This window comes from Actinoplanes sp. ATCC 53533 (assembly GCF_003947245.1).
The window spans coordinates 11,658-36,640 of sequence record NZ_QHHV01000016.1 but is presented as its reverse complement, the minus strand read 5'-3'; the positions used below and the strand labels follow the sequence as shown (position 1 = coordinate 36,640).

Annotated in this window: 25 protein-coding genes and 1 riboswitch; of the genes, 11 read left to right on the top strand and 14 right to left on the bottom strand. The window is 73.1% G+C overall.

Annotated elements, in window-relative coordinates; all coding sequences use genetic code 11:
* Positions 1 to 51: 51 nt before the first annotated feature.
* On the bottom strand, positions 52 to 612 hold the full coding sequence (locus DMB66_RS07055; protein WP_125803207.1) for a hypothetical protein: 561 nt from the start codon (positions 610 to 612) through the stop codon (positions 52 to 54).
* Positions 613 to 834: 222 nt separating this feature from the next.
* Here DMB66_RS07055 and DMB66_RS07050 point away from each other — a divergent pair, with 222 nt between their 5' ends.
* A complete protein-coding gene (locus DMB66_RS07050) occupies positions 835 to 2,220 on the top strand; it encodes a glycoside hydrolase family 43 protein (RefSeq protein WP_233624355.1) in 1,386 nt (461 codons plus the stop codon).
* A 335-nt stretch (positions 2,221 to 2,555) separates the two neighbouring features.
* A complete protein-coding gene (locus DMB66_RS07045) occupies positions 2,556 to 3,584 on the top strand; it encodes an FAD-dependent monooxygenase (RefSeq protein ID WP_125803206.1) in 1,029 nt (342 codons plus the stop codon).
* A 9-nt stretch (positions 3,585 to 3,593) separates the two neighbouring features.
* Here the strand turns inward: DMB66_RS07045 and DMB66_RS07040 are convergent, their stop codons facing one another.
* Entirely contained in the window at positions 3,594 to 4,352 is a 759-nt protein-coding gene (locus DMB66_RS07040) for an MBL fold metallo-hydrolase (protein WP_125803205.1), read from the bottom strand.
* 174 nt (positions 4,353 to 4,526) lie between these two features.
* Here DMB66_RS07040 and DMB66_RS07035 point away from each other — a divergent pair, with 174 nt between their 5' ends.
* The 3 genes from DMB66_RS07035 (at position 4,527) to DMB66_RS07025 (ending at position 5,689) form a co-directional block, all read left to right on the top strand.
* Positions 4,527 to 4,712, top strand: coding sequence for a hypothetical protein (locus DMB66_RS07035; protein ID WP_125803204.1), 186 nt, complete (start codon positions 4,527 to 4,529; stop codon positions 4,710 to 4,712).
* 114 nt (positions 4,713 to 4,826) lie between these two features.
* Positions 4,827 to 5,252 (top strand): EVE domain-containing protein, encoded by a 426-nt coding sequence (locus tag DMB66_RS07030; protein ID WP_125803203.1) that lies wholly within the window; start codon positions 4,827 to 4,829, stop codon positions 5,250 to 5,252.
* A complete protein-coding gene (locus DMB66_RS07025) occupies positions 5,249 to 5,689 on the top strand; it encodes a MarR family winged helix-turn-helix transcriptional regulator (protein ID WP_125803202.1) in 441 nt (146 codons plus the stop codon). Before DMB66_RS07030 ends, DMB66_RS07025 begins: the two co-directional genes overlap by 4 nt.
* 28 nt (positions 5,690 to 5,717) lie before the next feature.
* Here DMB66_RS07025 and DMB66_RS07020 read toward each other — a convergent pair whose 3' ends face one another.
* Entirely contained in the window at positions 5,718 to 7,511 is a 1,794-nt protein-coding gene (locus tag DMB66_RS07020; protein ID WP_125803201.1) for a TIGR03767 family metallophosphoesterase, read from the bottom strand.
* 139 nt (positions 7,512 to 7,650) lie between these two features.
* On the opposite strand from DMB66_RS07020, the gene DMB66_RS07015 reads away from it, so the two are divergent.
* Complete coding sequence (locus DMB66_RS07015; RefSeq protein WP_125803200.1) at positions 7,651 to 8,247, top strand: hypothetical protein; 597 nt, start codon at positions 7,651 to 7,653, stop codon at positions 8,245 to 8,247.
* A gap of 43 nt (positions 8,248 to 8,290) precedes the next feature.
* On the opposite strand, the gene DMB66_RS07010 is transcribed toward DMB66_RS07015, so the two are convergent.
* The 6 genes from DMB66_RS07010 to mgrA form a co-directional block, all read right to left on the bottom strand.
* Entirely contained in the window at positions 8,291 to 8,935 is a 645-nt protein-coding gene (locus DMB66_RS07010; RefSeq protein WP_125803199.1) for a nucleotidyl transferase AbiEii/AbiGii toxin family protein, read from the bottom strand.
* Positions 8,936 to 8,985: 50 nt separating this feature from the next.
* A complete protein-coding gene (locus DMB66_RS07005) occupies positions 8,986 to 9,330 on the bottom strand; it encodes a hypothetical protein (protein ID WP_125803198.1) in 345 nt (114 codons plus the stop codon).
* A gap of 79 nt (positions 9,331 to 9,409) precedes the next feature.
* Entirely contained in the window at positions 9,410 to 10,405 is a 996-nt protein-coding gene (locus DMB66_RS07000) for an endonuclease/exonuclease/phosphatase family protein (RefSeq protein ID WP_233624354.1), read from the bottom strand.
* Positions 10,406 to 10,470: 65 nt separating this feature from the next.
* Positions 10,471 to 11,217: a DNA polymerase beta superfamily protein gene (locus DMB66_RS06995; protein WP_125803196.1), complete on the bottom strand. Its 747-nt coding sequence runs from the start codon at positions 11,215 to 11,217 to the stop codon at positions 10,471 to 10,473.
* Positions 11,214 to 11,888: a DNA polymerase beta superfamily protein gene (locus DMB66_RS06990; RefSeq protein ID WP_125803195.1), complete on the bottom strand. Its 675-nt coding sequence runs from the start codon at positions 11,886 to 11,888 to the stop codon at positions 11,214 to 11,216. The genes DMB66_RS06995 and DMB66_RS06990 overlap by 4 nt, the downstream gene beginning before the upstream one ends.
* Positions 11,885 to 12,880: an L-glyceraldehyde 3-phosphate reductase gene (gene mgrA / locus DMB66_RS06985; RefSeq protein WP_125803194.1), complete on the bottom strand. Its 996-nt coding sequence runs from the start codon at positions 12,878 to 12,880 to the stop codon at positions 11,885 to 11,887. Before mgrA ends, DMB66_RS06990 begins: the two co-directional genes overlap by 4 nt.
* Before the next feature lie 59 nt (positions 12,881 to 12,939).
* Positions 12,940 to 13,027: riboswitch (glycine riboswitch) on the top strand.
* A 77-nt stretch (positions 13,028 to 13,104) separates the two neighbouring features.
* Here mgrA and gcvP point away from each other — a divergent pair.
* Complete coding sequence (gene gcvP, locus DMB66_RS06980) at positions 13,105 to 15,906, top strand: aminomethyl-transferring glycine dehydrogenase (RefSeq protein WP_125803193.1); 2,802 nt, start codon at positions 13,105 to 13,107, stop codon at positions 15,904 to 15,906.
* Positions 15,907 to 16,005: 99 nt separating this feature from the next.
* Here gcvP and DMB66_RS06975 read toward each other — a convergent pair whose 3' ends face one another.
* A complete protein-coding gene (locus tag DMB66_RS06975) occupies positions 16,006 to 16,206 on the bottom strand; it encodes a DUF5999 family protein (protein ID WP_125803192.1) in 201 nt (66 codons plus the stop codon).
* Between the two features lie 121 nt (positions 16,207 to 16,327).
* Between DMB66_RS06975 and DMB66_RS06970 the strand changes: the two genes are divergently transcribed.
* The gene (locus DMB66_RS06970) at positions 16,328 to 17,590 is read left to right on the top strand and encodes a chorismate-binding protein (protein ID WP_125803191.1); all 1,263 of its coding nucleotides are present in this window, start codon (positions 16,328 to 16,330) and stop codon (positions 17,588 to 17,590) included.
* A gap of 68 nt (positions 17,591 to 17,658) precedes the next feature.
* Here the strand turns inward: DMB66_RS06970 and DMB66_RS06965 are convergent, their stop codons facing one another.
* Complete coding sequence (locus DMB66_RS06965; protein ID WP_125803190.1) at positions 17,659 to 18,090, bottom strand: hypothetical protein; 432 nt, start codon at positions 18,088 to 18,090, stop codon at positions 17,659 to 17,661.
* A 50-nt stretch (positions 18,091 to 18,140) separates the two neighbouring features.
* Between DMB66_RS06965 and DMB66_RS06960 the strand changes: the two genes are divergently transcribed.
* From DMB66_RS06960 to DMB66_RS06950, 3 genes are read left to right on the top strand one after another with little or no spacing between them, the layout of a single operon-like run.
* Positions 18,141 to 18,572 carry a hypothetical protein gene (locus DMB66_RS06960; protein WP_125803189.1) on the top strand — a complete coding sequence of 144 codons (432 nt, stop codon included), beginning with the start codon at positions 18,141 to 18,143 and terminating at the stop codon, positions 18,570 to 18,572.
* 9 nt (positions 18,573 to 18,581) lie between these two features.
* Positions 18,582 to 19,076 (top strand): SigE family RNA polymerase sigma factor, encoded by a 495-nt coding sequence (locus DMB66_RS06955; RefSeq protein ID WP_125803188.1) that lies wholly within the window; start codon positions 18,582 to 18,584, stop codon positions 19,074 to 19,076.
* 9 nt (positions 19,077 to 19,085) lie between these two features.
* A complete protein-coding gene (locus DMB66_RS06950; protein ID WP_125803187.1) occupies positions 19,086 to 19,583 on the top strand; it encodes a peptide deformylase in 498 nt (165 codons plus the stop codon).
* Positions 19,584 to 19,728: 145 nt separating this feature from the next.
* Here DMB66_RS06950 and DMB66_RS06945 read toward each other — a convergent pair whose 3' ends face one another.
* From DMB66_RS06945 to DMB66_RS06935, 3 genes are read right to left on the bottom strand one after another with little or no spacing between them, the layout of a single operon-like run.
* A complete protein-coding gene (locus DMB66_RS06945) occupies positions 19,729 to 20,886 on the bottom strand; it encodes an alanine racemase (RefSeq protein WP_125803186.1) in 1,158 nt (385 codons plus the stop codon).
* The gene (locus DMB66_RS06940; protein ID WP_125803185.1) at positions 20,873 to 22,495 is read right to left on the bottom strand and encodes an IucA/IucC family protein; all 1,623 of its coding nucleotides are present in this window, start codon (positions 22,493 to 22,495) and stop codon (positions 20,873 to 20,875) included. The genes DMB66_RS06945 and DMB66_RS06940 overlap by 14 nt, the downstream gene beginning before the upstream one ends.
* On the bottom strand, positions 22,492 to 24,072 hold the full coding sequence (locus tag DMB66_RS06935) for an IucA/IucC family protein (RefSeq protein WP_233624353.1): 1,581 nt from the start codon (positions 24,070 to 24,072) through the stop codon (positions 22,492 to 22,494). The genes DMB66_RS06940 and DMB66_RS06935 overlap by 4 nt, the downstream gene beginning before the upstream one ends.
* Positions 24,073 to 24,983: the final 911 nt, after the last annotated feature.

The window sequence follows — 24,983 nt, the reverse complement described above, 5'->3', positions numbered from 1 at the left end:
GGCCGGAACCTCACAGGTTCCTGACGATGCGCGGTCACCATGGCCCCGGTCCTACCCGCGGGCGGCGACCTCGCGCTGGCAGTCGTCCAGCAGCTCGCCGGTCATCGAGATGGAACGGGCGTCGTTCCGCGAGCCGCCGGCGGCGATGCCGATGCCGTCCTCGGTCGTCTCGACGTACCTGACGCCCTTGCCCTTCAGGCACTTCACCACGTCCCGGGCGAAGTCGTCGGCCTCCGGGTTCGCCGGATCCTGTTCCCACGGCGGCAGCGGCCAGAACCTCGTGCAGGCCTCCTGCGCCGCCTTCTGCTTGGCGGGCACGTCGTCGCCGCCGACCCAGCCCTGGTCCTTCTCGCCGCCGGGCAGGCCCTGCGCCTTCATGCACTTCTGGAACGGCTTGAGCAGCGCCTGGAAGTCGGCCTCGGACTCGTCCAGGCGTCGCCGGGGGCGTTCCTGTCGCACCACCGCTGACCCGGACGCGGCCGCGGAGGCCGTGGCCGAGGGCGGGATCAGGCTGGCCACCCGGGGCGTCTGCTCGTCCGGCCCGGACGAGCACGCCGCCGCGCCGAGCACCGCGACGAGCACCACCGGAAGCAGCCGTGCGGACCTGACCATCACTGTGTCTCCCTGTTGATCATGGCTTCGCACCCGGGTTCCCCGGACGCCGAGCCAGGATCATGGACAGTTGTCAGGAAGCTGTGAGGCGTGCGCGGGGCGGATCCTTGACAACGCGGCAACGTGGACGCAATTATTCAGCAACCTCAATGAGATCGTTCGCCAGTTGCCACGGCCCGAATTGTTACCGTTCACATTCAGGCCGACGAATGCGAGGTTCCAGTGAAACGTCGTACCCTGCTGTCGGCGATGGGCGGAGCGGCCCTCACCGCGAGCGCCGCGGGCGCCCTGATCCGGCCCGGCGCCGCCGGCGCCGCCACCTATTCCGGCTACGCCATGGCCTATTTCACCGAATCGCCGTCGATGACGGCGGCGAGCTACAACCTGCACCTGGCCGTCAGTCCCGACGGGCTGGCCTGGACCCCGCTCAACCAGAACCGGCCGGTGGCGACCCCGACGGCGGGCAGCGGCGGCCTGCGCGACCCGTTCATCCTGCGCAAGCAGGACGGCACGTTCACCGTGCTGGCCACCGACCTCAACGGCACCAACTGGTCCTACCAGAGCCAGTACCTGCACGTCTGGGACTCGGCGGACCTGCGCAGCTTCCGCAACTACCGGCTGCTCAAGGTGCACTCGCTGGCGACACACGCGTGGGCGCCCGAGGCGTACTGGGACGCCGCACGCGGGCAGTACGCCGTGGTCTACTCGGCGGTGGTCAACGGCCACAACGTCCTGATGGTCAACTACACCGGCGACTTCGTGACCGCGTCGGCGCCGCAGGTCTTCTTCGACCCGGGCTACGACGCCATCGACGGCAACTTCGTCACGGCCGGCGGCGTCAACTACATGTACTTCAAGAACAACACCAACAGCACCCTGCTGGGCGCCCGCTCCACCTCCCTGAACCCGGGCAGCTTCAGCATCTACACCGCCGCGATCGGTCCCGGCCGGGGCGTCGAGGCCCCGCAGATCGTGAAGTCGAACAGCGCCAACGTCTGGTACATGTGGGGCGACACCTGGAGCCCGAACGGCCGGTTCTTCTGCTGGCAGACCGGCGACCTCGCGGGCGGCTCGTGGAGCCTGCTGAACGACCGGGCGTACACCCAGCCGCTGAACTCCAAGCACCTCGGCATCACGCCGATCACCGCCACCGAACTGTCCGGCCTCACCAGCGCCTGGGGCACGCCCGCCTGGAACCGGATCAAGTCCTACAACTACCCGGACCGCTACGTCCGGCATGCGAACAACGTCGGCCGCATCGACGCGTACCCGTTCGACCCGTACCAGGATCAGCTGTGGACGGTGGTGCCGGGACTCGCGGACCCGGCGGGGATCTCGTTCCGGTCGGTCAACTATCCGGACCGCTACCTGCGGCACGCGAACTACGCGCTGGTCCTCAACGCCAACGACGGCACCGGTGTCTTCGCGGCGGACGCCACCTTCCACCGGGCCGCGGGCTGGGCGGACGCCGGCTGGACGTCGTTGCGCTCGCACAACTTCCCGGACCGCTACGTCCGGCACGCCGGCTATGTGCTGCGGATCGACCCGATCACCAGCGGCTCGTCGGGCGCCGACAAGCAGGACGCGACGTTCCACATCGGCTTCTGACCGGTCGCCGCCCAAAAAGCAGTGCCGCTGCGAATTCCACGGGGGAAGAACTCGCAACGGCACGCACCATGAATCTAAACGACGACGACCGGTGCTGTCTAACCGGCGGGCGATCCAATGCCGGATTTCCCGCCGGACGGGCCGCGCGCGGGACGGTGTGTGCCTTGACCGGTGCCTGTCGCTAAATATAGTTTCGTATTAGCAAATGCACGACGACGAAGGACAACGCGGGCCCGATCCGGCCGATCACGGGGTGGCCGGGATCAGGCCCGCTCCCGCTGCCGGGCGTCGCTCGCCGTTTCGCCGCTGCCGGGGACCAGGACGGGGTTGGCCCTATGAAGGTTCTCATCGCCGGCGGCGGAGTCGCCGGCACCGCCACCGCGCTCGCCCTGCACCAGGCCGGCATCTCGTCGGTCGTCTACGAGGCGCACGGGTCCGGCGGCGACGACGCCGGTGCGTTCCTGACCGTGATGGCGAACGGCATGGCGGGCCTCGAGACGATCGACGCCGCCCGGTCCGTCGTGGACGCCTCCTACCCGGCCGCGGCGGTCGAGTTGTTCAGCGCCGAGGGGCGGCACTTGCAGCACCGGGCGATCGAGGGCGTGGCGCGCACGCTGAGCCGTGCCACGCTGTATCGCGTCCTGCAGGATCTCGCGTCCGCCCGGGGCATCCCGATCGTGCACGGCAAGCGCCTGGTCGACGTCTCCGTGGCCGGCGGTGTCGAGGTGCGCTTCGCCGACGGCGGCCGGGCCAGGGGTGACATCCTGGTCGGTGCCGACGGCATCCACTCGCTGACCCGCCGCCTCATCGACCCGCAGGCGCCGACCCCGCGCCACACCGGCCAGCAGGTCGTGTACGGCTACGCCGCCGGCAACCCGGCCGGCAGCGCGCCGGACGCGTACCACATGGTGTTCGGCGCCCGCGCGTTCTTCGGCTTCACCGCGCCCGGCGACGGGCGCACCTGGTGGTTCGCCCGTCTTCCCGGCGACAGCCGACGCGGCGAGACCGGTGCCGGGCAGTGGCGCGGCCTCGTCCTCGAGGCTGTCCGCGACGACACCACCCCGGCCGCGGCGATCATCGAAGCGACCGGCGGGGACGTCGTGGGCGCGGACTCCTACGACATCCCGACGACGCCGCGCTGGCACAACGACCGGCTGGTGCTGGTCGGCGACGCCGCGCACGCCGCGTCGCCGGCGGCCGCCCAGGGCGCGTCGATGGCGATCGAGGACGCCGTGGCGCTGGCAGCCGCCCTGCGGGGGCGAGCGGATCCGGGGGCGGCCTTCGCCGCATACTCCTCGCGGCGCCGGGCCCAGACGGAGGAGACGGTGGCCGCCAGCGCCCGGATGGGCACGGGCCGCGGATAGCGGGCAGGCTCAGCCCTTGATCGACGCCGCCAGCTTGCTCAGCGCGTCGCCGGCGCCGCTGGTCAGGGGTTCGCCGTGGCCGGGCAGGATCGTCTTGACGCCCAGGGCGGCCAGCTTGCGCACCGAGGCGGCCGCCTGGGCGGTGTCGGCGGTGTACTTCGGGTCGGGCCCGACCAGGCCGGCGGTGGTGCGCAACGCGTCGCCGGCCACCAGGACGCCGGTGGACGGGTCGAAGACGGAGATGTGCCCGGCGGTGTGGCCGGGGGTGCCGATGATCCGGAGGCCGAAGATCTCGTCGCCGTCCTTGACCGGCTGCAGCGGCTGCGCCGAGGTGATCCCGGCGACGTCCGCCTCGCCGGCATAGATCGCGGCCTTGACCTGGGGCGCGACCCCCGCGAGACCGCCGGCGTGGTCGGGGTGCTGATGGGTGAGGAGGACGTGCCGCACCGCGCCCCAGCCGCTGCCCGCGGCCGTCAGCGCCGACCCGATCGAGTCGGCCGAGCCGTCGGTGCCGAGGTCGACCACGGCCGCTTCGTCGCCGCGGATCAGCAGGTAGGCCGAGACGAACGAGAGATTGACGCGCTGCCAGTCACCGGCGGCCGTCCCGGTCGCACCGGCGCTCGCGGTGCGGGCCGCGTCGGGCGACGCCGGCGTGGCCGGGCCGGTGGATTTCGAGCAGCCCGTGACGGTGTTCAGGACGGTCACGCCGAGAATCCCTGAACCGGCGGTGACCAGAAGGTGGCGCCGGGTAAGCCTCAAGTCCCTCATGTCCGAAGGGTAGCCCGCTGGGCGGTTCGGCCACCGGTTTCGGATGATCATCGGCTGGCGGATCGGTCGGCACCGGGGTCGGGCGGGCAGCCGGTGCTGTGCGGCGCCGCGGCGTGCGACATTGTCGCGCGAGCCGGCCGGGAGAGCGGGGCCGGCCGGGGGAGTGGAGAGACTGTGGACGAAGCGCTGCTGGCCTACGACGCCGGCCGGGTCGACGCCCTCGCCGGGCACCGGGATGCCGCGCGGGCGAAGGACGCCTCGACCGGGGCCGACTACCGGATGGGGTTCCTCGACGGGCGAATCGAGATATTTCGGATGCTGGCCTCCGTCCGCGAGATCCTCGACGGCGACTCTCCTTGACCCCATCATAGTAAGCGCGCATACTAAATTCATGAGGACGATCGCTGCCGCCCGGCTCACGACCGCCGATCCCGCCCGCCCGCCGGCGGCGGCCCGCGCGGCGGGAGTGTCGGCGTGACCTACTGGCTCGGCGTGGTCTGCCGCGACCACGTGCGGCGCGGCACCGCGCTGGGCATCGCTCAGCTCGGTCACGGCAGGCGCGACGGGCTCGCCCGGCTCGCGAGCGGTGACTGGCTCGTCTACTACTCGCCTCGCACGAGCCTGCGCGGCGGCCGGCCGCTGCAGGCCTGCACGGCGATCGGTGAGCTGCCCGACGACGAGATCTGGCAGGCCCACGAGGGTGACTTCCACCCGTGGCGGCGCCGGGTGCGCTACCTGCCGGAGGCGGCCGAGACGCCGATCCGCTCGCTGCGGCTCGACCTCACCGCGGCGCCGAACTGGGGATACCAGCTGCGACGCGGCCTCATCCAGCTCTCCGGCGACGATTTCGCGGCGATCCGCGCCGCCATGCTCGCCCCGGCGGCGGTCACCCCGTCGTGAGCCTCGCCACCCGGTTCTCCAGCGCCGACGAGAGCCCGGGCCTGCTGCTCTGGCAGGTCACCAACCGGTGGCAGGCCGCGCAGCGGGCCACGCTCAAGCCGTACGGCATCACTCACGTGCAGTTCGTCCTGCTCGCCACGCTCACCTATCTGCAGGCCTCCGGCCCGGTCACCCAGAAGGCGCTCGCCGACGTGGCCGCCACCGATCCGATGATGACGTCCCAGGTCCTGCGCGCCCTGGAGGGCCGCGACCTGGTGCACCGGCCCGCGCACCCCACCGACCGGCGGGCCCGCGCGCTGGCCGTCACCGCGGCCGGCCGCGAGCTGGTCAACCGGGCGGTGGTCGCGGTGGAGGCCTGCGACACGGCGTTCTTCGCCGCGCTCGGTGCCGACGGTCCCGCGTTCGCGGCGGCGCTGCGCACCCTCTGCCGCCCCTGATCCCGGCCCGTCGTCCCGCAGCCCGGGGTCAGCCCCCGCTCATCGCGGCGACCGGGGCGCCATGCCGGTTGCGCGCCGAGACCGGGTCCGGCAGGAGCAGCTCCACGTTGCGGTCGGTCAGCTCGCCGCGGCGGGCGTCCGTCCTGTTCGGCAGGTCGTTGGCGGACAACTCGCGGGACAGCGAGGCCAGGGTGGCGGTCTCGGTCAGTCGGCCGCCGCGGGAGATCGGGCCGCTGTGATCGATGATCGTGCAGAAGATCGACAGGGTGTCGTCCAGGTTGTCGGTCAGCTCGACGATCCGTGACTGCTGCGGCCAGTCGATGTGCGCCGCCGTGTTGATCTCCCAGAAGCCGCCGCCGACAGCCGCCCCGGACGGGCGGGCGTGCGGCAGCACCTGATTGCGGTGGGTGTGGCCGTTGACCCAGGCGATCACGTTGGGGTAGCGCAGCAGCAGCTCCCGCACCTGCGGGCCGCCGAGCCGGCCGCTGCCGTCGGAGACGTTGGTCATCGACGCGATGGTGTGATGGCTGAAGATCATCACGTACCGGTCGGCGCGGCCGCGGCGGCGCACCACCTCGCCCGACGGGGCCAGCCACTGGCTGCTCGCCGCCTGCAGCTGCGCCTCCAGCCAGGCGAACTGCGCCGGCTCCAGCGACCCGTCGGGGCCGCCGCTGCTGGTGACCGTGTCCAGCACGATGCCGCGCACCGGCCCCCGGTCGAACGTGTAGTAGGCGGTGCCGGCGGCCAGGTTCGCGGCGGTGAACCCGTGCCCGACCGGGCCTCCGGTGGTCTTGAAATGCTCCCTGATGGTGGTGCCGCGGTCCACGATGCGGCGCCGGGCATCGGGCGTGACGAATCGCCGGCCGCCCTCGGCCAGCTGCTGCGCCACCGCGGCCGGGTCGAGCCGGAGCAGCCCGAGGATGAACTGCACCTGCGCGGAGAGCGGCGCCGCCAGGATCGACGGCGGCAGGCTGGTCAGCTTGAGCGGGCCGGTCGCGAGCTGCCGGAGCAGGTCGTTGCTGGGCAGGTTGCCCTGCACCAGGCCGTCGTGGTTGCCGTAGACGGCATACCACGGCAGATCCAGACCGACCGCCCGGAACGGCGCGCGGGCGGCGTGCAGCAGGCCGGGCACCCGCGGGAATCCGTACGCTGCGGTGGGCTGGCCGAACCCGCTCTCCGGATGCCAGTAGTAGGGGTCCGGCGCCACGTCGTCCAGCACGCCCTCGTAGCGCTGGGGGTCGCCGGAGTCCGGCCGCACCGCACCGCCGTCGAGCAGGTCGATATACCAGCGCAGCTCGTTGAACTGACAGTTGTCGGTGTTGTCGCCGGTGACCACGGTGAACCGCACCGGCGCGCCGGTCGCCGGGCCGCGGCGCACCCGGCGCAGCTGAGCCACCATCGCGTTGCCCACCTGGGCGCTCAGCAGCTCCTGGGGGCGGTGGGCGCTGCCGAAATCCGACAGGCCGGGAATGCCGCTGTACCGGTCGAAGTATTCGAACCGGGCCGGCGACTGGACGTCCATCACGTGCAGGTCGGTGAGCTGCGTGAAGCAGGTCAGCGCCCGCCGGCGGCGGCAGGAGTGACGGGACACGCCGGCCAGGTCGCCACGGAACAGGAACGGCTCGCCGGCCGCGGCGGTCAGCCGGGCGTAGCCGCCGGCGCCGGCCGGGCCCCGGACGATGGTGCGCGCCAGCGTCGTCCCGGCGCCCGGGCCGGCGCCGGCGGATGCGGCCCGCTGCGTGAACGGATCCAGTGCTCCGGCGACGGTGAACCCGGCCGCGCCGAGCGCGCCATTGAGGATCGTGCGCCTGGTGATTCCCACGCCAGTACCCCTCTCGAGCCGCCTCGTCGCGCCTGCCTCCAATGTTTCGGCCAGGTTTCCCGGCCGCAATCAGCCGAATGGGCGGCCTGGGCCGCGGCACTCCTGGCGCAAGCGGCCCGGCACCAGTATTTTTTTGACGATGACGCGGCTCACTCCGAAGTGGCGCGACCCCAAGGTGCACGCGGTGCTGCTCGACTTTCTGGAGCGGGCCGGCTGGTCGGCAGGGCAGGTCTTCCTCGCGACGCTGCTGGGCGGTGGCGTCGCCGGCTCGGTGGGCAACCTGCCGTGGAGATACGCGCTGACGCTGGCCGTCAGCGCGGCGGTCGCCTCGGTCCTGCTCACCTCGGCGCAATACGCGGGGAAGCTGACGGACCTCCCGTTCTGGCCCGACCTGCTGGTGCGCCTGGGCAAGACATTCGTCAGCTCGCTGTCGGCCTCCATCGTGGCCAGTGGCGTCTTCGACATCACCCGGTTCAGCTGGAGCGCCGCCTTCAACATCGCCTTCATCGCGACGATCGGCGGCCTCGGCAAGGGTCTGCTGGCCCGCGAGCACGTGATCCCGGTGGCGGCTGCCGGGCCGTCCACTGTGGCGGAGCCGGCTGCGGAGCCGGGGCCCACCGCTCCGGCTCCCGCGGCGCCGCCGGCCGCCCCCACCGAGCCCGCCGTGGTTGTCGAGGTGCCGCGACCCAGCCCGTCGACACTGCCGACCGAGACCTACCGAGAGGCCGTCGGCTAGCGTGGCCGGGCGTCGCGAAGCCATCTCGGCGTCATGACCGCCCTCAGCGGGGCCAGGCCGCCAGCCGTGCCCGGAGCGCGCCCACCTGCTCCGGGCTCAGCCCGTAGACCGCGAACCGGGCGTCGTCCAGCCGGTCCAGATAGCGCCCGGCGTCGGCGATCTCGTCGTCCTCCAGCCCCGGCTCCAGCGCCCGGGCGAGCTCGAGCACCCGCTTGAGCGTGTAGCGCTCCAGCGCCGCCGCCACGTCGATGTAGTCGCGGACCTCGCGCCGGTTGACCAGCGCGGCGACCTTCGAGGCCACCAGGTCGTCGAGGTGCATGACCGGCCCGACGTCCATCACCACCGGCGCCCGGCGGCGGTCGAGGCGGGTCAGGGTCAGCCGCAGCGCCCGGGTGCCGTCGGCCACGTGGTATTCGCGCAGGTCCTCGTCCATGCCGGCGAACAGCTCGTCGGCCACCTCCCGGAACACCTGGTAGCCGGCCTCGGTCAGCGCCGTGGTGACCTGCCCGGCCGCGGCACCGACCGCGCCGGCGGTGTCGGTGAACAGGTCGATGTCCTCGGTCGGGCGCTGCACCAGGCCGTTGACCAGCCAGGCGACGCCGCCGCCGAGGACGAAGCCGTGCTTCTCGCCGACCGTCAGGGCGATGGTGGCGACGTCACGGTAGAAGTCGTCGATGTTCCCGCTCACGCCGTCACCGTCGCCGGGCACGGAGCTGATGCTTCGCTCACGCCGTGACGCTAGCGGACGCGGCCGCTCAGCAGGACGTGCCGGGCCTCCCAGGCCGCGCGGACGCCGCGGGGGAGGTTGAGCTCCGGCCAGATCCGCACCAGGGTCGGGCCGTGCAGGTAGCCGCGCAGCTCGTCGACGCGGACGGCCTCGCGCAGCACGTTCTCGTACATCCAGGCCAGCATGGTGGGCTGGTCGAGGTCGAAGGTGCGGACCGGATTCCACCACAGGCGCAGCGGCAGCTCGACCACGCCGTGGGCCGGGCCGGTCAGCTCGCCGAGGGTGCCCGCCACGAGAACCGGCCGGTGCGGCCGGGCGAGCTGGACCGCCGGGGCTTCGGGCGCGGTGGTGGGCATGCCCTCAGGGTAGACCGCCGACCGCCCCGACGGATACCTCCTAGAATCCTAGGATGCCCTACGGGTGGTGCGCCGCGGCTCACGGCAGGCGCAGGCGGACCTGGACCGGAAGGTGGTCGCTCGGGAACTGGTTTCCCCGGTGGTGGGTGTTCACCAGGGTGGCCAGTGCCGTGGCGCCCGGGGTGGTGAGAATCCAGTCGGCCCGTTCGCCGTCGGGCACCAGGGGCTGGTAGTTGTGGATCGTCGCGTACGAGGGGCCGCGCCGCGCCGCGGTGGTCCAGGTGTCGCGGAGGCCGGCCTGGTCGACCAGGAGGTGGTAGACCTGACTGCCCGGCCCCGCCGGGGTGTTGAAGTCACCGGTCAGCACGATCGGCAGCGGGTCGAACGCGGCGAGCCGGTGCCTGATGAGCCCGGCGGCGTGCCGGCGGGCGTTCTCGCTGGCGTTGTCGAGGTGGGTGTTGACGGCGTAGAAGCGCCTGCCGGTCGCCAGGTCGTCGAACAGCACCCAGGTGACCATGCGGACGTGGCGGGAGCCCCAGCTGATGGATCCCGGGACCGCCGGCGTGGCGGAGAGCCAGAAGTTCCCGGACTGCCGGGGGAGCAGCCGGGCCTTGTTGAAGAAGATCGCCATGTGCTCGTCGAGGTCGCCGCCGTTGCGGCCGGTGCCGATGTAGTCGTAGCCGGCGCCGAGATCGGCTTCGACGTCCCGCAGCTGCGCGACGAGCCCCTCCTGGGTGCCGATCAGGTCCGGCCGTTCGGTCGTCAGCAGGGCGCGCGTCACCGGGCGCCGCTGGGCCCACGAGTTGGGTGTGATCGTGCTGGCGTAGCGGAGGTTGAACGTCATGACGTCCAGGTCGGCGGGCGCGGCCGGGCCGGCGAGGCCGTCCATTGCGGAGGGCGCCGGCGCGGAGGGTGCCGGGCTGGCCGCCGGCGGCGCTGATTGCGGCGCGGCAAGCGGTTCCCGGACGCGGCCCCTGCCGCTCTCTTGGGTGCAGACGATGGTGAGTGCGATGAGGACCACCGACCGTGCCACGAGGCCGCGACCCCGGCCGGATCGCACGCTACGAATCGGCACCGTCCGACGATAACAAGGAGGCATTCACAGAGAGTGATCGCTCGCCTCCCAAGGGTTCGGCGAGGTCAGGAGAGGCGGGTGCGGACGACCAGTTGGTGCAGGGCCTCGACCGCGCCGCGGTCGGCCTGCTCGGGCAGGGCGGAGGCGTCCCGGGCGGCTTCGAGGTCGGCCCGCAGCCGTGGCACGTCCCGGGCCAGGTCGGCGCGGACGGCGGACGGGAACGGGCCGTGTTCGGCCTCGCGTTTGCGCCCGATCAGCTCCGGCACGTAGGGCAGGCCGCCGCCCAGCACCCCGAGGTCGGTCTCCAGCGCGCCGGTCCGCATGAGGTGCAGCCCGGTCAGCAGCACCCGCAGCGTGTACAGCGCGGGCTTCAGCTCCCCGGTCCGGTCGAAGAGCCGTTCCTGGGTCGCCGCGAAGCCCAGGTAGTGGTGGGCGTGGTGGCGCGTGATCAGCGCCGGCGCCAGGGTGATCAGCTCGGCGTGCACCGGCGAGGTGGCGATCACCAGCGGCGACAGCAGTTGTTCCAGGACGTAGCCGTTGCGGCTGGTCAGCAGGCGGGCGAATTTCAGCAGGTCGTGGCTGACCACGTCGAGTTCGACGCCGTCGCGCCAGCCGTCGGTCTGCACGGTCTCCGGGCCGGTGCGCAGGCCGACGACCTCGGCCGCCGGCAGCAGGTGGGCGGCGCGCAGGTCGAGGTCGGAGTCCGCGGAGGCGAAGCCGTACAGGTGGGCGCCGCTCACGGTGGCGAAGATCAGGGGGTACGGCAGGTCGGCCGCGACCTGGCCGGCCCAGTTCGGCACGTCGACGGTCATCGCAGACCCCTTTCCCGTACGGCGTAGAGCAGCGTGTCGACGGCGGCGCGGTCCGGCTCCCCGGGCAGTGTGGTGGTCCGCGCCGCCTCGGCCAGGTCGGCGAGCAGCTCGTCGGCCCACCCGGTCACCGACTCCCACGGCACGTTCCCGTGCTTGACCGCCAGCAGCCGCTCGCGCAGGGGGGACACGTCGACCAGCACCTCGCCGGTGCGCAGCACGTGCGCGCCGGCGAGCAGCAGCCGGATCATGTGCATCGCCTGCTTGTGGTTGGTCTCGCCGGTGCGCTCGCGCCGGGCGGCGACGCGTTTGAGCTGGTCGCGGGCGTACGCGCCGTAGGTTTCGGCGACCCGGCGGGACAGGAACGCCCGCCGGGTGGTCAGCAGGTCCTCGCCGTCGGTGGTGACCTGGGTGATCAGGGGTGACCAGAGCACTTCGAGCACGGTCGGGTTGCCCTGCAGCGCGAGGGTGCAGAAGCGTTCGAGCTCCCAGGAGAACTGTTCCTCGGCGGGGCCGTCGAGGTGTGTCGGTGGCTTGTCGAGGTGCCAGAACAGTGGGGTGGGTGCCGCGTACACGCCGCGCCGGTCGTGGTCGGAGCCCGGGCCGTCGAGGCCGTAGGCGCGGGAGCCGACCACGACCGCGAGGATCGTGTGCTCGGTGACGAGAGTGGTCACAGGTCCAGGCTGGTGCCGTCGATCTCGTCCAGTTCGTCGTCGGTCAGGGCCGGGTTGTCCAGGGCTGCGACGTTGGTCTCGAGCTGCGCGACGCTGCTGGCGCCGATGATCAGGCTGGTCATCCGCCGGTCGCGCAGGGCCCAGGCCAGGGCGAGCTGGGCCAGGGACTGGCCGCGGCGCCCGGCGATGGCGTTGAGGTTGTGGATCCGGGCCATGGTGGCCTTGTCCAGGTCGCTCTCGCTGAGGAAGGTGCTGGTGCGCACCCGGGAGTCGGCGGGGATGCCGCCGAGGTAGCGGTCGGTGAGCAGGCCCTGCTGCAGGGGGCTGAAGGCGATGCAGCCGGCGCCGACGGCCTCGAGCGTGTCGAGCAGGTGGTCCTTCTCGATCCAGCGGTTGAGGATCGAGTACGACGGCTGGTGGATCAGCAGCGGGGTGCCGAGTTCCTGCAGGAGCGCGGCGGCCTGGGCGGTCTGTTCGGCGCTGTAGTTGCTGATGCCGACGTAGAGGGCCTTGCCGGAGCGGACGACGGCGTCGAGGGCGCTCATGGTCTCTTCGAGCGGGGTGTCCGGGTCCGGGCGGTGGTGGTAGAAGATGTCCACGTAGTCGAGGCCGAGGCGCTTGAGGGACTGGTCGAGCGACGAGACGAGGTATTTGCGGGAGCCCCACTCGCCGTAGGGGCCGTTCCACATGTGGTAGCCGGCCTTGGTGGAGACGACGAGTTCGTCGCGGTGGTGCCGGAAGTCGGTGCTCAGGATGCGGCCGAAGTTCTGCTCGGCGCTGCCGGGCGGCGGGCCGTAGTTGTTGGCCAGGTCGAAGTGGGTGACGCCGAGGTCGAAGGCGCGGCGGGTGATGTCGCGCTGGCGTTCGATCGGGCGGGCGTCGCCGAAGTTGTGCCACAGGCCGAGGCTGATAGCGGGCAGCTTGAGGCCGCTTCGGCCGGCGCGGCGGTAGGTCATCGTTTCGTAGCGGTCGTCCGCAGCGGAGTAGGTCACACACCACACCCTAGGGACACATGATCGAAACGCGGACGCTGGTAGGTTGGTATGAGCCGTACACCCGCGCGGGAGAGACCATCCCGGTGGCGCCGAAGGGGCAAATCCTCCCCGGAACCTCTCAGGCAAAAGGACCGTGTGGGTAGGCGACTCTGGAGTGCCCGGTGGGTATGACAGAGGGGGAGGTTGCTCTCGTCGACCTCTTTCTCCCCCCAGGAGCCGCCATGACGTTCGCCGACCGCCACATCGGCCCGGATGCCGACGCGCAGACCCAGATGCTCAAGGCGATCGGGTACGCCTCGCTGGACGCGCTGATGGACGCCGCGATTCCCGAGGTGATCCGCTGGCACGGGTCGTTGGCGCTGCCCGAGGCGGCCTCCGAGGAGGAGACGATCGCGGAGCTGCGCGAGATCGCGGGCCGTAACACGGTCGCGACCTCGATGATCGGGCTCGGCTACTACGGCACCTTCACCCCGGCGGTGATCCGGCGCAACGTGCTGGAGAATCCGGCCTGGTACACGGCGTATACCCCGTACCAGCCGGAGATCAGCCAGGGCCGGCTGGAGGCGCTGCTGAACTTCCAGACGATGGTCACCGATTTGACCGGGCTGACCACGGCGAACGCCTCGATGCTGGACGAGGGCACGGCGGTGGCGGAGGCGATGACTCTGGCGCGCCGGTCGAGCAAGAGCAAGAGCCCCGTGTACGTGGTGGACGCGGACACGCTGCCGCAGACGCTGGCCATCCTGCGCACCCGGGCGGAGCCGCTGGGCATCGAGATCGTCCTGGCCGACCTGGGCGCGGGGGAGCAGCTGCCGGGCGAGTTCTTCGGCCTGCACCTGCAGTATCCGGGGGCGTCCGGTGCGGTGCGTGACCACGCGGCGCTGGTCGAGGCCGCGCACGCGGTCGGTGCCCTGGTGACGGTGGCGGCGGACCTGCTGGCGTTGACGCTGCTGCGGTCGCCGGGGGAGATCGGTGCGGACATCGCCGCGGGCACGACGCAGCGCTTCGGCGTACCGCTGGGCTTCGGTGGCCCGCACGCCGGTTACCTGGCGGTGCGCGCCGGGCTGGAGCGGTCGCTGCCGGGCCGGCTGGTCGGGGTGTCGAAGGACGCCGACGGCGCGCCGGCCTACCGGCTGGCGCTGCAGACCCGCGAGCAGCACATCCGCCGGGAGCGGGCGACCAGCAACATCTGCACCGCCCAGGTCCTGCTGGCGGTGATGGCCAGCATGTATGCGGTCTACCACGGTCCGGCCGGGCTGCGGCGGATCGCCGAGCACGCCCACCTGCAGGCGTCCACGATCGCCGGCGCGCTGACCGAAGGCGGCGTCGAGGTCGCGCACGGGACGTTCTTCGACACGGTGACCGCGGTGGTGCCCGGCCGGGCCGCGGAGATCGTCGCGGCGGCCGACGCCGCGGGGGTCAACCTGCGCCTGGTGGACGCCGACCGGGTGTCGGTCGCGTGCGACGAGACCACGACGGAGGCGCATGTCTCCGCCGTGCTGGCCGCGTTCGGGGTGCGGCGCGGCGGGGCCTTCCCGGTGGGCGCCCTGCCGAAGCGGAGCACGGAGTTCCTGACCCATCCGGTGTTCCACGCGCATCACTCGGAGACGGCGATGCTGCGCTATCTGCGCAAGCTGTCGGACCGCGACTACGCGCTGGACCGGGGCATGATCCCGCTGGGCTCGTGCACGATGAAGCTGAACGCGACCACCGAGATGGAGCCGGTGACCTGGGCGGAGTTCGCGAACATCCACCCGTACGCCCCGGCGTCGCAGACGGCCGGCTACGAGGCGCTGGTCGCGCAGCTGGAGGGCTGGCTGGCGGAGCTCACCGGGTACGACGCGGTGAGCGTGCAGCCGAACGCGGGCTCGCAGGGTGAGCTGGCCGGCCTGCTGGCGATCCGCGGCTACCACCGCTCGCGCGGCGAGACCCACCGCGACGTCTGCCTGATCCCGTCGAGCGCGCACGGCACCAACGCGGCCAGCGCGGTGATGGCGGGCATGCGGGTGGTCGTGGTGGCTTGCGACGACAACGGCAACGTGGATCTGGGTGACCTGGCGGCGAAGATCGCCCGGCACGCGGACGCGCTCGCCGCGATCATGGTGACATACCCGTCGACCCACGGCGTCTACGAGAAGGGCATCGCGGAGCTGTGCGGGGCGGTGCACGACGCGGGCGGCCAGGTGTACGTCGACGGGGCGAACCTCAACGCGCTGGTCGGTTTCGCCAAGCCGGGCCGCTTCGGCGCGGACGTGTCGCACCTGAACCTGCACAAGACGTTCTGCATCCCGCACGGCGGCGGCGGCCCGGGGGTGGGCCCGGTCGCGGTGCGCGCGCACCTGGCCGAGTTCCTGCCGGGCGATCCGCTGGAGCCCGGCGAGCACCACGCGGTGTCGGCGGCGGCGCACGGCTCGGCGGGCATCCTGCCGATCTCGTGGGCGTACCTGCGGATGATGGGGCCGGCGGGGCTGGCCGCGGCGACCGGTGTCGCGGTGCTGGCGGCGAACTACGTGGCGGCGCGGCTGCGGGAGCACTACCCGGTGCTGTACGCGGGCAACGAGGGCCTGGTCGCGCACGAGTGCATCCTCGACCTGCGGCCGCTGACGAAGGCGACGGGCGTGTCGGTCGACGACGTGGCCAAGCGGCTGATCGACTATGGCTTCCACGCGCCGACGATGTCGTTCCCGGTGGCGGGGACGCTGATGGTGGAGCCGACCGAGAGCGAGGACCTGGCCGAGCTGGACAGGTTCTGCGACGCGATGATCGCGATCAGGGGTGAGATCGACCGGGTGGCGGCCGGTGAGTGGCCCCGCGACGACAACCCGCTGCACCACGCGCCGCACACGGCCTCGGCGGTGGCGGCCGACGAGTGGGCTCACGCATACCCGCGGTCGTTGGCGGGTTTCCCGGCGGGGGTGGACCGCAGCTCGAAGTACTGGCCGCCGGTGCGCCGCATCGACGGCGCCTACGGTGACCGGAACCTGGTCTGTTCGTGCCCGTCGCCGGCGGCGTTCGAGGACTGAGGTTCATCCGTGCGGGTCGGCCGGGGAGGTTTCCGGTCGGCCCGCGGGTCTGTGGTGCTGCCGGCCGGACGGCCGGGTGGAGACTGTCCCGCGGGACGGTCAGGCCGCCAGGGCGTGCACGGCCGGTCCGCGGTGCGGGGCGATGGTCCTGCCGTCGGGCAGCAGTTCGCCGGTGTCCTCGAAGACGATGACACCGTTGCAGAGCAGGCTCCAACCCTGCTCGGGGAAGGTCGCCACGATCCGGGCCGCTTCGCGGTCGACGGCTTCGGCAGAGGGGCAGGACGTCAGGTGCTGGCACATCGGGTGTCTCCGGTAGGGGGTTGTGTCGTGCTTCACATCAACGGGGCGGAACACTACTCCCATCCGAACGAGTCCGGATCGCGTGAGTGACGGCGCCCCATTGAGAGAATCCACTGTTCTGATGTTCCACGGCAGAGCCGCCGCCGACCACTTTCCGACACCTGGACGGGGTCCTCAACCGGGTTCTCCGGCGTCCTGCCAGGGCCGTCACCGTGAGTCATGCCGATTCGAGTGGTCGGTGGGTGATGGCGGTGACCCCGCAGAGCTTGTCTCGGCGTTCCTGTCCCGCAACGGACTGCCGGTGCGAGACATCGGCCGAACGGCCACCCAAATCCACCCGACTGGCGCGGAAACCCCCTGTGGAGCAGCACTGTACGTGTCGGCCTCGGCCGGTTCGGTGATGGTGGGCGGCCCCGTCGGAGCCCCCTCGCCGGTGCCCGGGATCCCCGATGTGGTGGCCGTTGTTCACGTTCACATCGAGCCGACCGAGTCGTCACCCTCCGTCATGGGAGCGTGTGCGATCGACCCCGGTGATTCGGCCGGTTCCGCATCCGGTGCACGGCCGGACGGGTGGCGGCTGGGTCATTGGCGCGACAGTTGGACACCCGGCGAGCACGCCGCCGCGGTCAGCGCCGTCCGGGCGGCCATCGAGCGCGGCGACGTCTATCAGGTCAACGTCGTAGGGCACGCCTCGGCGCCGTACACGGGCGATCCGGGCCCGGCCCTGGACCGACTGACCACCCTGCCCGGCGCGCGCTACGGCGGCGTGCTGAGGGGCGACGGATGGGCCGTGGCGACGGCCTCGCCCGAGACGCTGGTCGAGGTGCGCGGCGGCCGGATCATCACCCGGCCGATCAAGGGCACCCGGCCGGCCACCGACGCCGGCCGCCGGGAGCTGCTGGCCTCGGCCAAGGAACGCGCCGAGCACGTGATGATCGTCGACCTGGAACGCAACGACCTGGCCCGGCTCGGGGCGGGCCCGGTCCGGGTGGACGAGTTGTTCGCGGTGCGCCGCTGGTGCGGGCTGTGGCAGGCGGAGTCGGTGGTCTCCGCCCCGATCGAACGGCCGGTCGGCCTGGCCGAGCTGCTGCGGGCGCTGTGCCCGGGCGGCTCGGTGACCGGCGCGCCCAAGCACGCGGCGCTGCGGGAGATCGCCGCGCTGGAGCCGGTCGGCCGCGGGGTGAGCATGGGCGCCCTCGGCTGGGTCGGCACCGACCACGTCGACCTGGGCCTGAGCATCCGCACGGCGGCGGTCGACGGCGAGCGGGTGCACCTGTGGGCCGGCGGCGGCATCACCATCGACAGCGACCCGTGGGACGAGGTCGCCGAGGCCGCGGCGAAGGCGGCACCGCTGCGCGCCGCCCTGGCCGGCCCCGGGGGCTGACCCGCGCCGCCCGCCCGGAGAAATCCTCGCCGGGCCCCCGCACATCTGGCCGGTTCTTCGCGGACGTGTCACCGTTGGCCCGGCCCGGCACGTCTGAAAGGGCAGAGTGCAGTGTCGGGAGGAGCACCGTGACCGAGGAACTGCGGGGCTTGCTCCGCGACGAACTCGCCGCCCAGCGGCCGCCGCCGGTGGGTGACCTCGTCGCCGTGGCGCTGCGCGACGGCCGCCGCATCCGCCGCCGGCGGCGCCTCGCGGCCCTCGGCGGCGGCGCGGCGGTGGCCGGTGTGCTGGCCGCCACGGTGGCGCTGGGCGGCCAGTTCGGCCCGGTGTCCCGGGCCGTGCCCGCCGGCGACGGCGACCTGGTCACGGCCACCGCCGCAGCCACGGCGTCCCGGGCCGGGCCCGCCACCGGCGGCGCCGACGACGGGATCGCGGCCACCGCGAGACCCACGCTGCCCCCCGCCGCTGCCGCGCCCCGCCCCCGCCGCTGGGCGGCCCACCGGCCTGGCCAGGCCCGGATTCCGAGCAGGCCAGGGCCACTCCGGAGGCCATGCTGGTGCTGCTGGAGGGGCTGCTGCCGGCGGGCCGGACCAGTGCTCCGGCCAAGACCGGGCCGCGCGACTTGCACGTGCAGCTGTACCTTGACCGGGGCAAGGGCCCGGGAATGATCCGTGTGTCGGTCAGCGGGGAAACCCGCACCGGGCCGCGGACGGGCACCCCGGCCGTCACGGTCGACAGCCTGCCCGACAACTGCATCCAGAGCACGGTCGCCCGCGCGCGGTGGCCCGACGGCCTCACCGTCCAGGCGGACCTGGCCACCTGCCTGGCCTGGGACGGCCGCCGGAATCCGCCGGCGCCGCGGGCGCTGAGCACGGACGAGGCGAGGGCGATCGTCGCCGATCCGCGCTGGGGCACGACAATGGACGCCGGACTTGTCCGGGCCGGTGCGGACCGGTTCCCGCACGTGGCGATCTTCAGCTAGGAGCTGTCGGTGTTGCAGGACGAGGAGTTCGCGGAGTTCGCGGAGGCGGCCGCCGAGCGGCTGCGCACCACCGCGTACATGATGTGCCGCGACTGGCATCTGGCGCAGGACCTGACCCAGACCGCGCTGACCCGGCTCTACCTGGGCTGGCGGCACGCCCGGCAGGCGGACAACCTGACGGCGTACGCCCAGAAGATCCTGTTGCGCGCCTACCTGGACCACCGCCGGCGGCGCAGCACGTCGGAGACGGTGGTCGAGGTGATCCACGACACGGCGGGCTACCAGCACCAGCCCGACCTGCGGCTGACCATGCTCGACGCGCTGGGCCGGCTGAACCCCCGCGACCGGGCCATCGTGATCCTGCGGTATTTCGAGGACTACAGCGTCGAGCAGGTCGCCGACGTGCTGGACGTGCCGGTCGGGGTGGTCAAGAGCCAGACGAGGCGGTCGCTGGCGCGGCTGCGCGAGGAGCTGGCCGCCGACCAGCTGGCCCTTTTCGCCTAATCTGGGCCCATGACTGTGCGAGAGATCCGCCTCTTCGGCGACCCGGTGCTGCGTACCCCGGCGGAGCCCGTCGTGGCCTTCGACGACGACCTGCGGGCGCTGATCGCCGACCTGGAGGACACCGTCCGCGAGCCCGGCCGGGCCGGCGTGGCCGCCCCGCAGATCGGGGTGGGCCTGCGCGCGTTCTCCTACAACGTCGCCGGCGTGGTCGGGCACCTGATCAACCCGGTGCTGTCCGGCTTCGACGGCGAGCAGGACGACGAGGAGGGCTGCCTGTCGCTGCCGGGCATGGGCTATCCGACCCCGCGGGCCTGGGCGGTGACGGCCTCCGGCTTCGACCGGTTCGGCGAGCCGGTGACGATCGCCGGCACCGGGCTGCTGGCCCGCGCGCTGCAGCACGAGACCGACCATCTGGACGGCCGGCTCTACATCGACACGCTGACCGGTGACACCCGCCGCCAGGCCCTGCGCGAGCTGCGCCGCGGGCCCCGCGCGGCCCGCGCGTGAACGGCCCGGACCGCTCCGGTGATCGCGTTCACCGTGTCGTATGGGGAGGTCACGAGGGTGCCATCACCCCGGGGGACGTCAGTAGGGCAGCTCCCGCCCGAGGTGCCGGGCGTACGGGCCGGTGCCGCGGTGGACCGCGTCCCTGTCAGAGCACCTCGAAGCGCGGCGGCGGGTGGCGCAGGAAGTCGTGGTGCGAGATGTCCCAACCGTAGGCGCCGGCGCGGCCGAAGACCAGCACGTCACCGACGCGCAGCCGGCGCACGGGCCGGTCGCGGGCGAGCACGTCGCGCGGCGTGCACAGCTCACCGACCGCGTCCACGGCCACGTTCTCGACCTGCGGGCGCGGCCACTCGTACGGCCAGGCGTCGACCTCCAGCACGGTGAACGGGTGGCTGTAGCCCCAGGCGGCGGGCAGCCGGAAGTGGTGGGTGCCGCCGCGCAGCACCGCGAACCAGCGCCCGTGGGTGCGCTTGAGATCGATGACCTCGGCGGCGTACCAGCCCGCGTCGGCGGCCAGGATCCGCCCCGGCTCGACGATCAGCTCCACTCCGGCCGGCACGGTCAGCCCGGCCAGGCCCCCGCGCAGCGCGGCGAGGTCGATCGTGGCGTCGCTGAGGTAGTCGACGCCGAGGCCGCCGCCGGCGTTGACCAGCCGCAGCGCCAGCCCGTGCCGCGCGGCGGTGGCCACCGAGAAGTCCACCGCTTCGGCCACGAACCGGGCGTGTGCGGCGGCGTCCAGGTTGTTCGACACGGCGTGCAGGTGGAAGCCGGTGATCCGGACCGAGGTCAGCGGCAGCGCCAGCACCCGGGGCAGCTCCTGCTCGTCGACGCCGAACGGGGTGGGCGTACCCGTCATGGCGTGGCTGCCCGGCAGCGCGGCCCCCGCGCGGTTGACCCGTACCGCCGCCCGCACGACCGTGCCGGCCGCCCGGGCGGCCCGGTCCAGGCGCCGCAGCTCGTGTCCGCTCTCGACGTTGACCTGCGCGCCCGCGGCCACGGCCGCGGCCAGCTCCGCGTCGGTCTTGGCCGGCCCGCCGAAGACGATCCGGCGGGCGCCGGCCGCGACCGCCAACTGCAGCTCACCGCCGGAGGCGACCTCCAGGCCGTCGCAGACCGCGGCGAGGGTACGGACCACAGCCGGGTGCCCGTTGGCCTTCACCGCGTACAGCAGGGTGGCGCCCGGCGGCAGCGCGGCCCGCACCGCCGCGGCCCGCTCCCGCAGCGCGGCGGTGTCGTAGACGTAGGCGCAGACCGGCCCGGGCCGGCCCCGCAGCGCGGCGGTGACGTGCTCAGGCGGGCGCATGCAGCGGATTCTCCACCGGCAGGTACTCGTCGCCGGCCCCGGCCAGGCGCATCCGCACCAGGGCCTTGTGCGGGACGGTCGGCGCGGTGAACGCGGCGTGGTCCTGCGCCGCGAGCTCGCCCTGCCCGGCGTAGGTCTCGTCGACGACGGCCCGCACGATCCGCCAGGCGGCGTCCTCGTCCAGCCCGTGCGACTCGCCGAGCCGGATGATCAGCTCGCCCAGGTGGGCCTGGAACAGCGTGTAGCCGATCTTGGCGCGCAGCACGGTCTCGTCGCCGGTGCCGATCACCGAGCCCGGCCACAGCGCCACCACCTCGTGCCCGGCGGCGGCAAGCCGGCCCGGGTGCAGCCGCAGCCCGGCGAAGTCGCGGACGGCCAGGCGCTGCGGCACGCCGCCGGCGAACGTCGGCAGGCAGTTCTGCAGGTGCGCCTCCAGGGCCACCCCGCGCAGCGTCAGCCGCAGCAGCGGCGGCAGGACCAGCCGGGCGTACGCGTCCAGGAAAGCCGCCGCCGCGCCGGCGTCGTCGCGGCGGCCCGTACTCGCGGCGAAGCCGGACACCAGCCCGGCGGCGACGAACGGCAGCGCCCCACCGGGCACCGCCTGCTCGCCGGGCCGCAGCCGGCCGGTGAGCCCGTCGCGCATGATCGCGGCCAGGTCCCGGCCCGACCCGGTCGGTACGGCGGCGCCGCCGGTCTCGGCCATCAGCAGCAGCCGGTCCGCGGCGGGGTCCTCGGCGACCAGCCGGTGCAGCAGCACGGACAGGGCCGGGCCGTTGCGGGTGCTGGCGATGCTGATGCTGCGCCGCGTCGAGGTGACCTGGATGTCCAGCGACACCTTCACGTACCGGCGGCTGCCGTCGGCGGCGACCGGCAGCAGCAGGGTCCGCAGCGCGGCGGTCGGGATCGCGTCGAGCTCGTCGTCCAGGATCCGCAGCGCGCCGTCGTCGAGCAGGCCGCGGTAGCGGACCGGCAGCACGGCGTCGCGCTGCCACGCGTGCACCGGCTGCAGCCGGTAGCCGGCCGGCGCCGGCGGGACCTGGGGATAGACCTCCCGCAGGGCGGCGCCGATGTCGTCGCCGAGGTGCAGGTCGTCGCGGACGGCGACGAACCCGAGCCGGGTGTGCCCGGCCTCCAGGTCGTGGGCGAGCACGTCGCTGGTGTCCCAGCCGAGCCGGGTCCGCCCGCACGGGTGCAGATTGTGCCCGGCGACGGCGAGCCGCTCCCCGGCGACCGCGGCGTGGTCGGGGTCGTCCGCCGGCACGTGCTCGCGGCGGGCCATGGCCACGGCCAGGTTGACCACCGCGTTGCGCAGCTCGGCGGCGAACCCGCCGGCGTTGCCCGGCAGCCGATCCGGCAGCAGGTCGGCGGGGTCGTCGGCGCCGGCGGCGGCGAACTCGACGCGGTGGAACGCGTGCACCCGGTCGCCGGGAGCGGCGGGCACCAGCCCTTCGCGGACCAGCGCGCCGCGCAGCCGCCGCCCGACGACATCGGCGGCCTCCGGCAACGCGGCGGTGAACCCGTCGAGCAGCCCCGGCGCGTGCACGGCGAGCGCGGCGCCGGTGTGTGCCGCGGTCACGGCGAGCCGCCGGGCCACCAGGCTGCGTGTCATGCTCCCGCCATCGGGTTGTCGAAGGTGGTCCAGAGGTCGTCGAGCGGGTCGTCGGCCAGCCGCATCGCGGTGGTCGCCTTGACCGGCAGCGGATCGCTCAGCAGCCGGGCCCCGTCGGCGGTCCCGGCGCCGCGGATCGCCGCCGCCGTCGCCGCCCACAGCCGCGCCGGCTCCGCGCCCGCGCGGGCCAGCACGGTGATGAGCTGCGCGGCGACGGTGCCCAGGACGGCGCCGGCGAGCTTGGTGCGCAGCACGTCCGGGTCGTCGGTGGGCAGGTCACCCTCGACCGGGGGAGCCTCGACGCCGGCCGCGCGCAGGCGTTTCGCGCTGACCCGTACGCCGCCGAGGTCGCGGTAGACGATCCTGCCCGGCCGCCCGTCGTCCAGGACCAACAGGGTGTTCTGGCCGTGCGCCTCCAGGGCCACCCCCCGGTCCAGGACGGTGAGCAGCGGCGGGAACAGCAGCTGGGCGAAGTCGTGCCACCAGGCGTGCGGGTCGACGGCGATCCCGGGCAGCAGCGCGGCGAGGGCGCCCAGCGGCAGAACCGTCTCGGTGCGGGCGAGCCGCGGGGCCGCGCGGCGCAGGTAGGCCAGGTGACGCTGGGGTTGCCCGCCGACCAGGACCGCGCCCGCGGCGGTCTCCGCCAGGACCGTCAGCGGCAGGTCGGCGGTGAGCTCACCGAGCAGGACGGACAGCCGCGGTCCGTTGTGGACGGCGGCGGGGGAGACGGTACGGACGGCCGAGGTCAGCTGGATGTCGACCGCGGTCTTGAGGTGGTCGCCGCCGGCCAGGGGCGCGACGGTGCGCAGCGACATCAGGGGCCGGACCGGTTCGGTCTGCCCGGCGTCGGACAGCCAGGGGTAGCGGTCCTTGAGGCGGTCGGCCTGCCAGGGATGGGCGTAGAGGACCGGCGGGGTGTCGCCGTACCAACGCTCGGGCGGAACGGCGAGCCGGCGCAGGCGGATGACCGGACGGTGCTCGGGCGCGTAGGCCAGGACGTCGGCGACCGTCATGCCACCCCGGGTGCGGCAGCAGGGATGCAGGGGGTGGCCGTCGAGGACCCGCTGCTCCAGCCGGCCCAGGCCGTCGGGATCGCCTTCGGCGTCGCGGAGCGGGACCCCGGGCGGCGGCGGGTCGGCGAGGGCGAGGGCGAGGTTGGCGACGCTGTTGTCGATCTCCTGGGCGAGCCGGCCGGTGTGCGGGCCGAGATCCAGGGAGCGCAGCAACGTCGCCGGGTCGTCGTGGGCCTCACCGGGCGCCGGGGCCGCCTCGCCGCCGGTGAGCCGTGCGGTCAGACCCGGTGCGGGCGCGGCGAACGGGACGGTCGCGTCGGTGGGGGCGGTCAGGGCGCGGCCGTCGGCGAGGGCGAGGTGCCGCGCACGGTGGGTAACGCCGGGGATCGGCTCGTGGTGCAGGGCGTACAGCAGGCGGGCCAGGATCGCGGCCCGGGCGCCCGGGAGGGCGCCGTCGTAGGCGGCGAGCAGGTCCGGGCGGAGGATTCGCAGGTCGGACCGGGTCCGGGCGGGGCCGGAGGTGTGCCGGGTCGGCGGCGCTGGGGTGGTCGGCGAGGTGGGCACGCCCCATATTCTCCGGCAGCGGGTCGGCGAGGGTCGGATCGGCCCATCCCACCCAGTATCCTAGGATGCCTTACGCACTGTGCGCCCGGCCATGGGCGCACAAAGATCCAGAACAAAAAGGAATCAACGGCACTACCTGATTTGGGTTTGGCTCTCGGTTTCTCGCCCGGCTTCGCGGTGGGCTCGGTAGCTCCCGGCCGGGGGATCGGGACAGCCGGCAAGGCGCCGGTGCGCACGGCTGATCGGCCGCGTTCACCCCGTTGTCCGCCGGGCCGACGCGGGTCCCGGGTCCCGGGTCCTGGGTCCTGGGTCCGCCCGTTGTGATTCTTGGTGCGGGCCGGTGCGCAGCGAGTCGCTCGATCGGCCGCGTTCGGGTTGGCGGTGTCTTCGGTGCCGCGGGGTCCGGCCAGCGGGGGTATTGGTGGTTGGTCGCCCTTTGCTCTGCTTCCCCATAGGAAACGCCGGGTGTGGGTTCTGCCTTTCGGCTGATGCCGGGCGTCGGCCGAGGGGGGCGCTTCCGATGCCGACGGCGTGCTTCCAATGCCGAAGAGGTGCTTCCGATGCCGAGGGGGCGCTGCCGATGCTGACGATGCTGAGGGGGTGCTTCCGATGGGGAAGCAGAGCAAAGCCGGTGTCGGGTGGGGTCCGTCGCTGGTCGGGGAGGATCAGCGATCGAGACGGGCACCTGCCCTGCGGTCGGGGCCACGAACCGCCGTAGCGGTGTATGCAGGCGGCGATGCGCTGTGGGTCGACTGCGGTGGTTCTTGGCGCGTGTCGGCTATGTTCCGCCGGAGCCGCGCGGCACCCTGTCGGGTGTTGCCGGCAGCGCGCGAGGCGCTCCGAGGGTCACTGGTCACCAACATCGTGCCCTCGTTGTCGGCGAGGGCACGATGTTGATGTCGACGGAGACC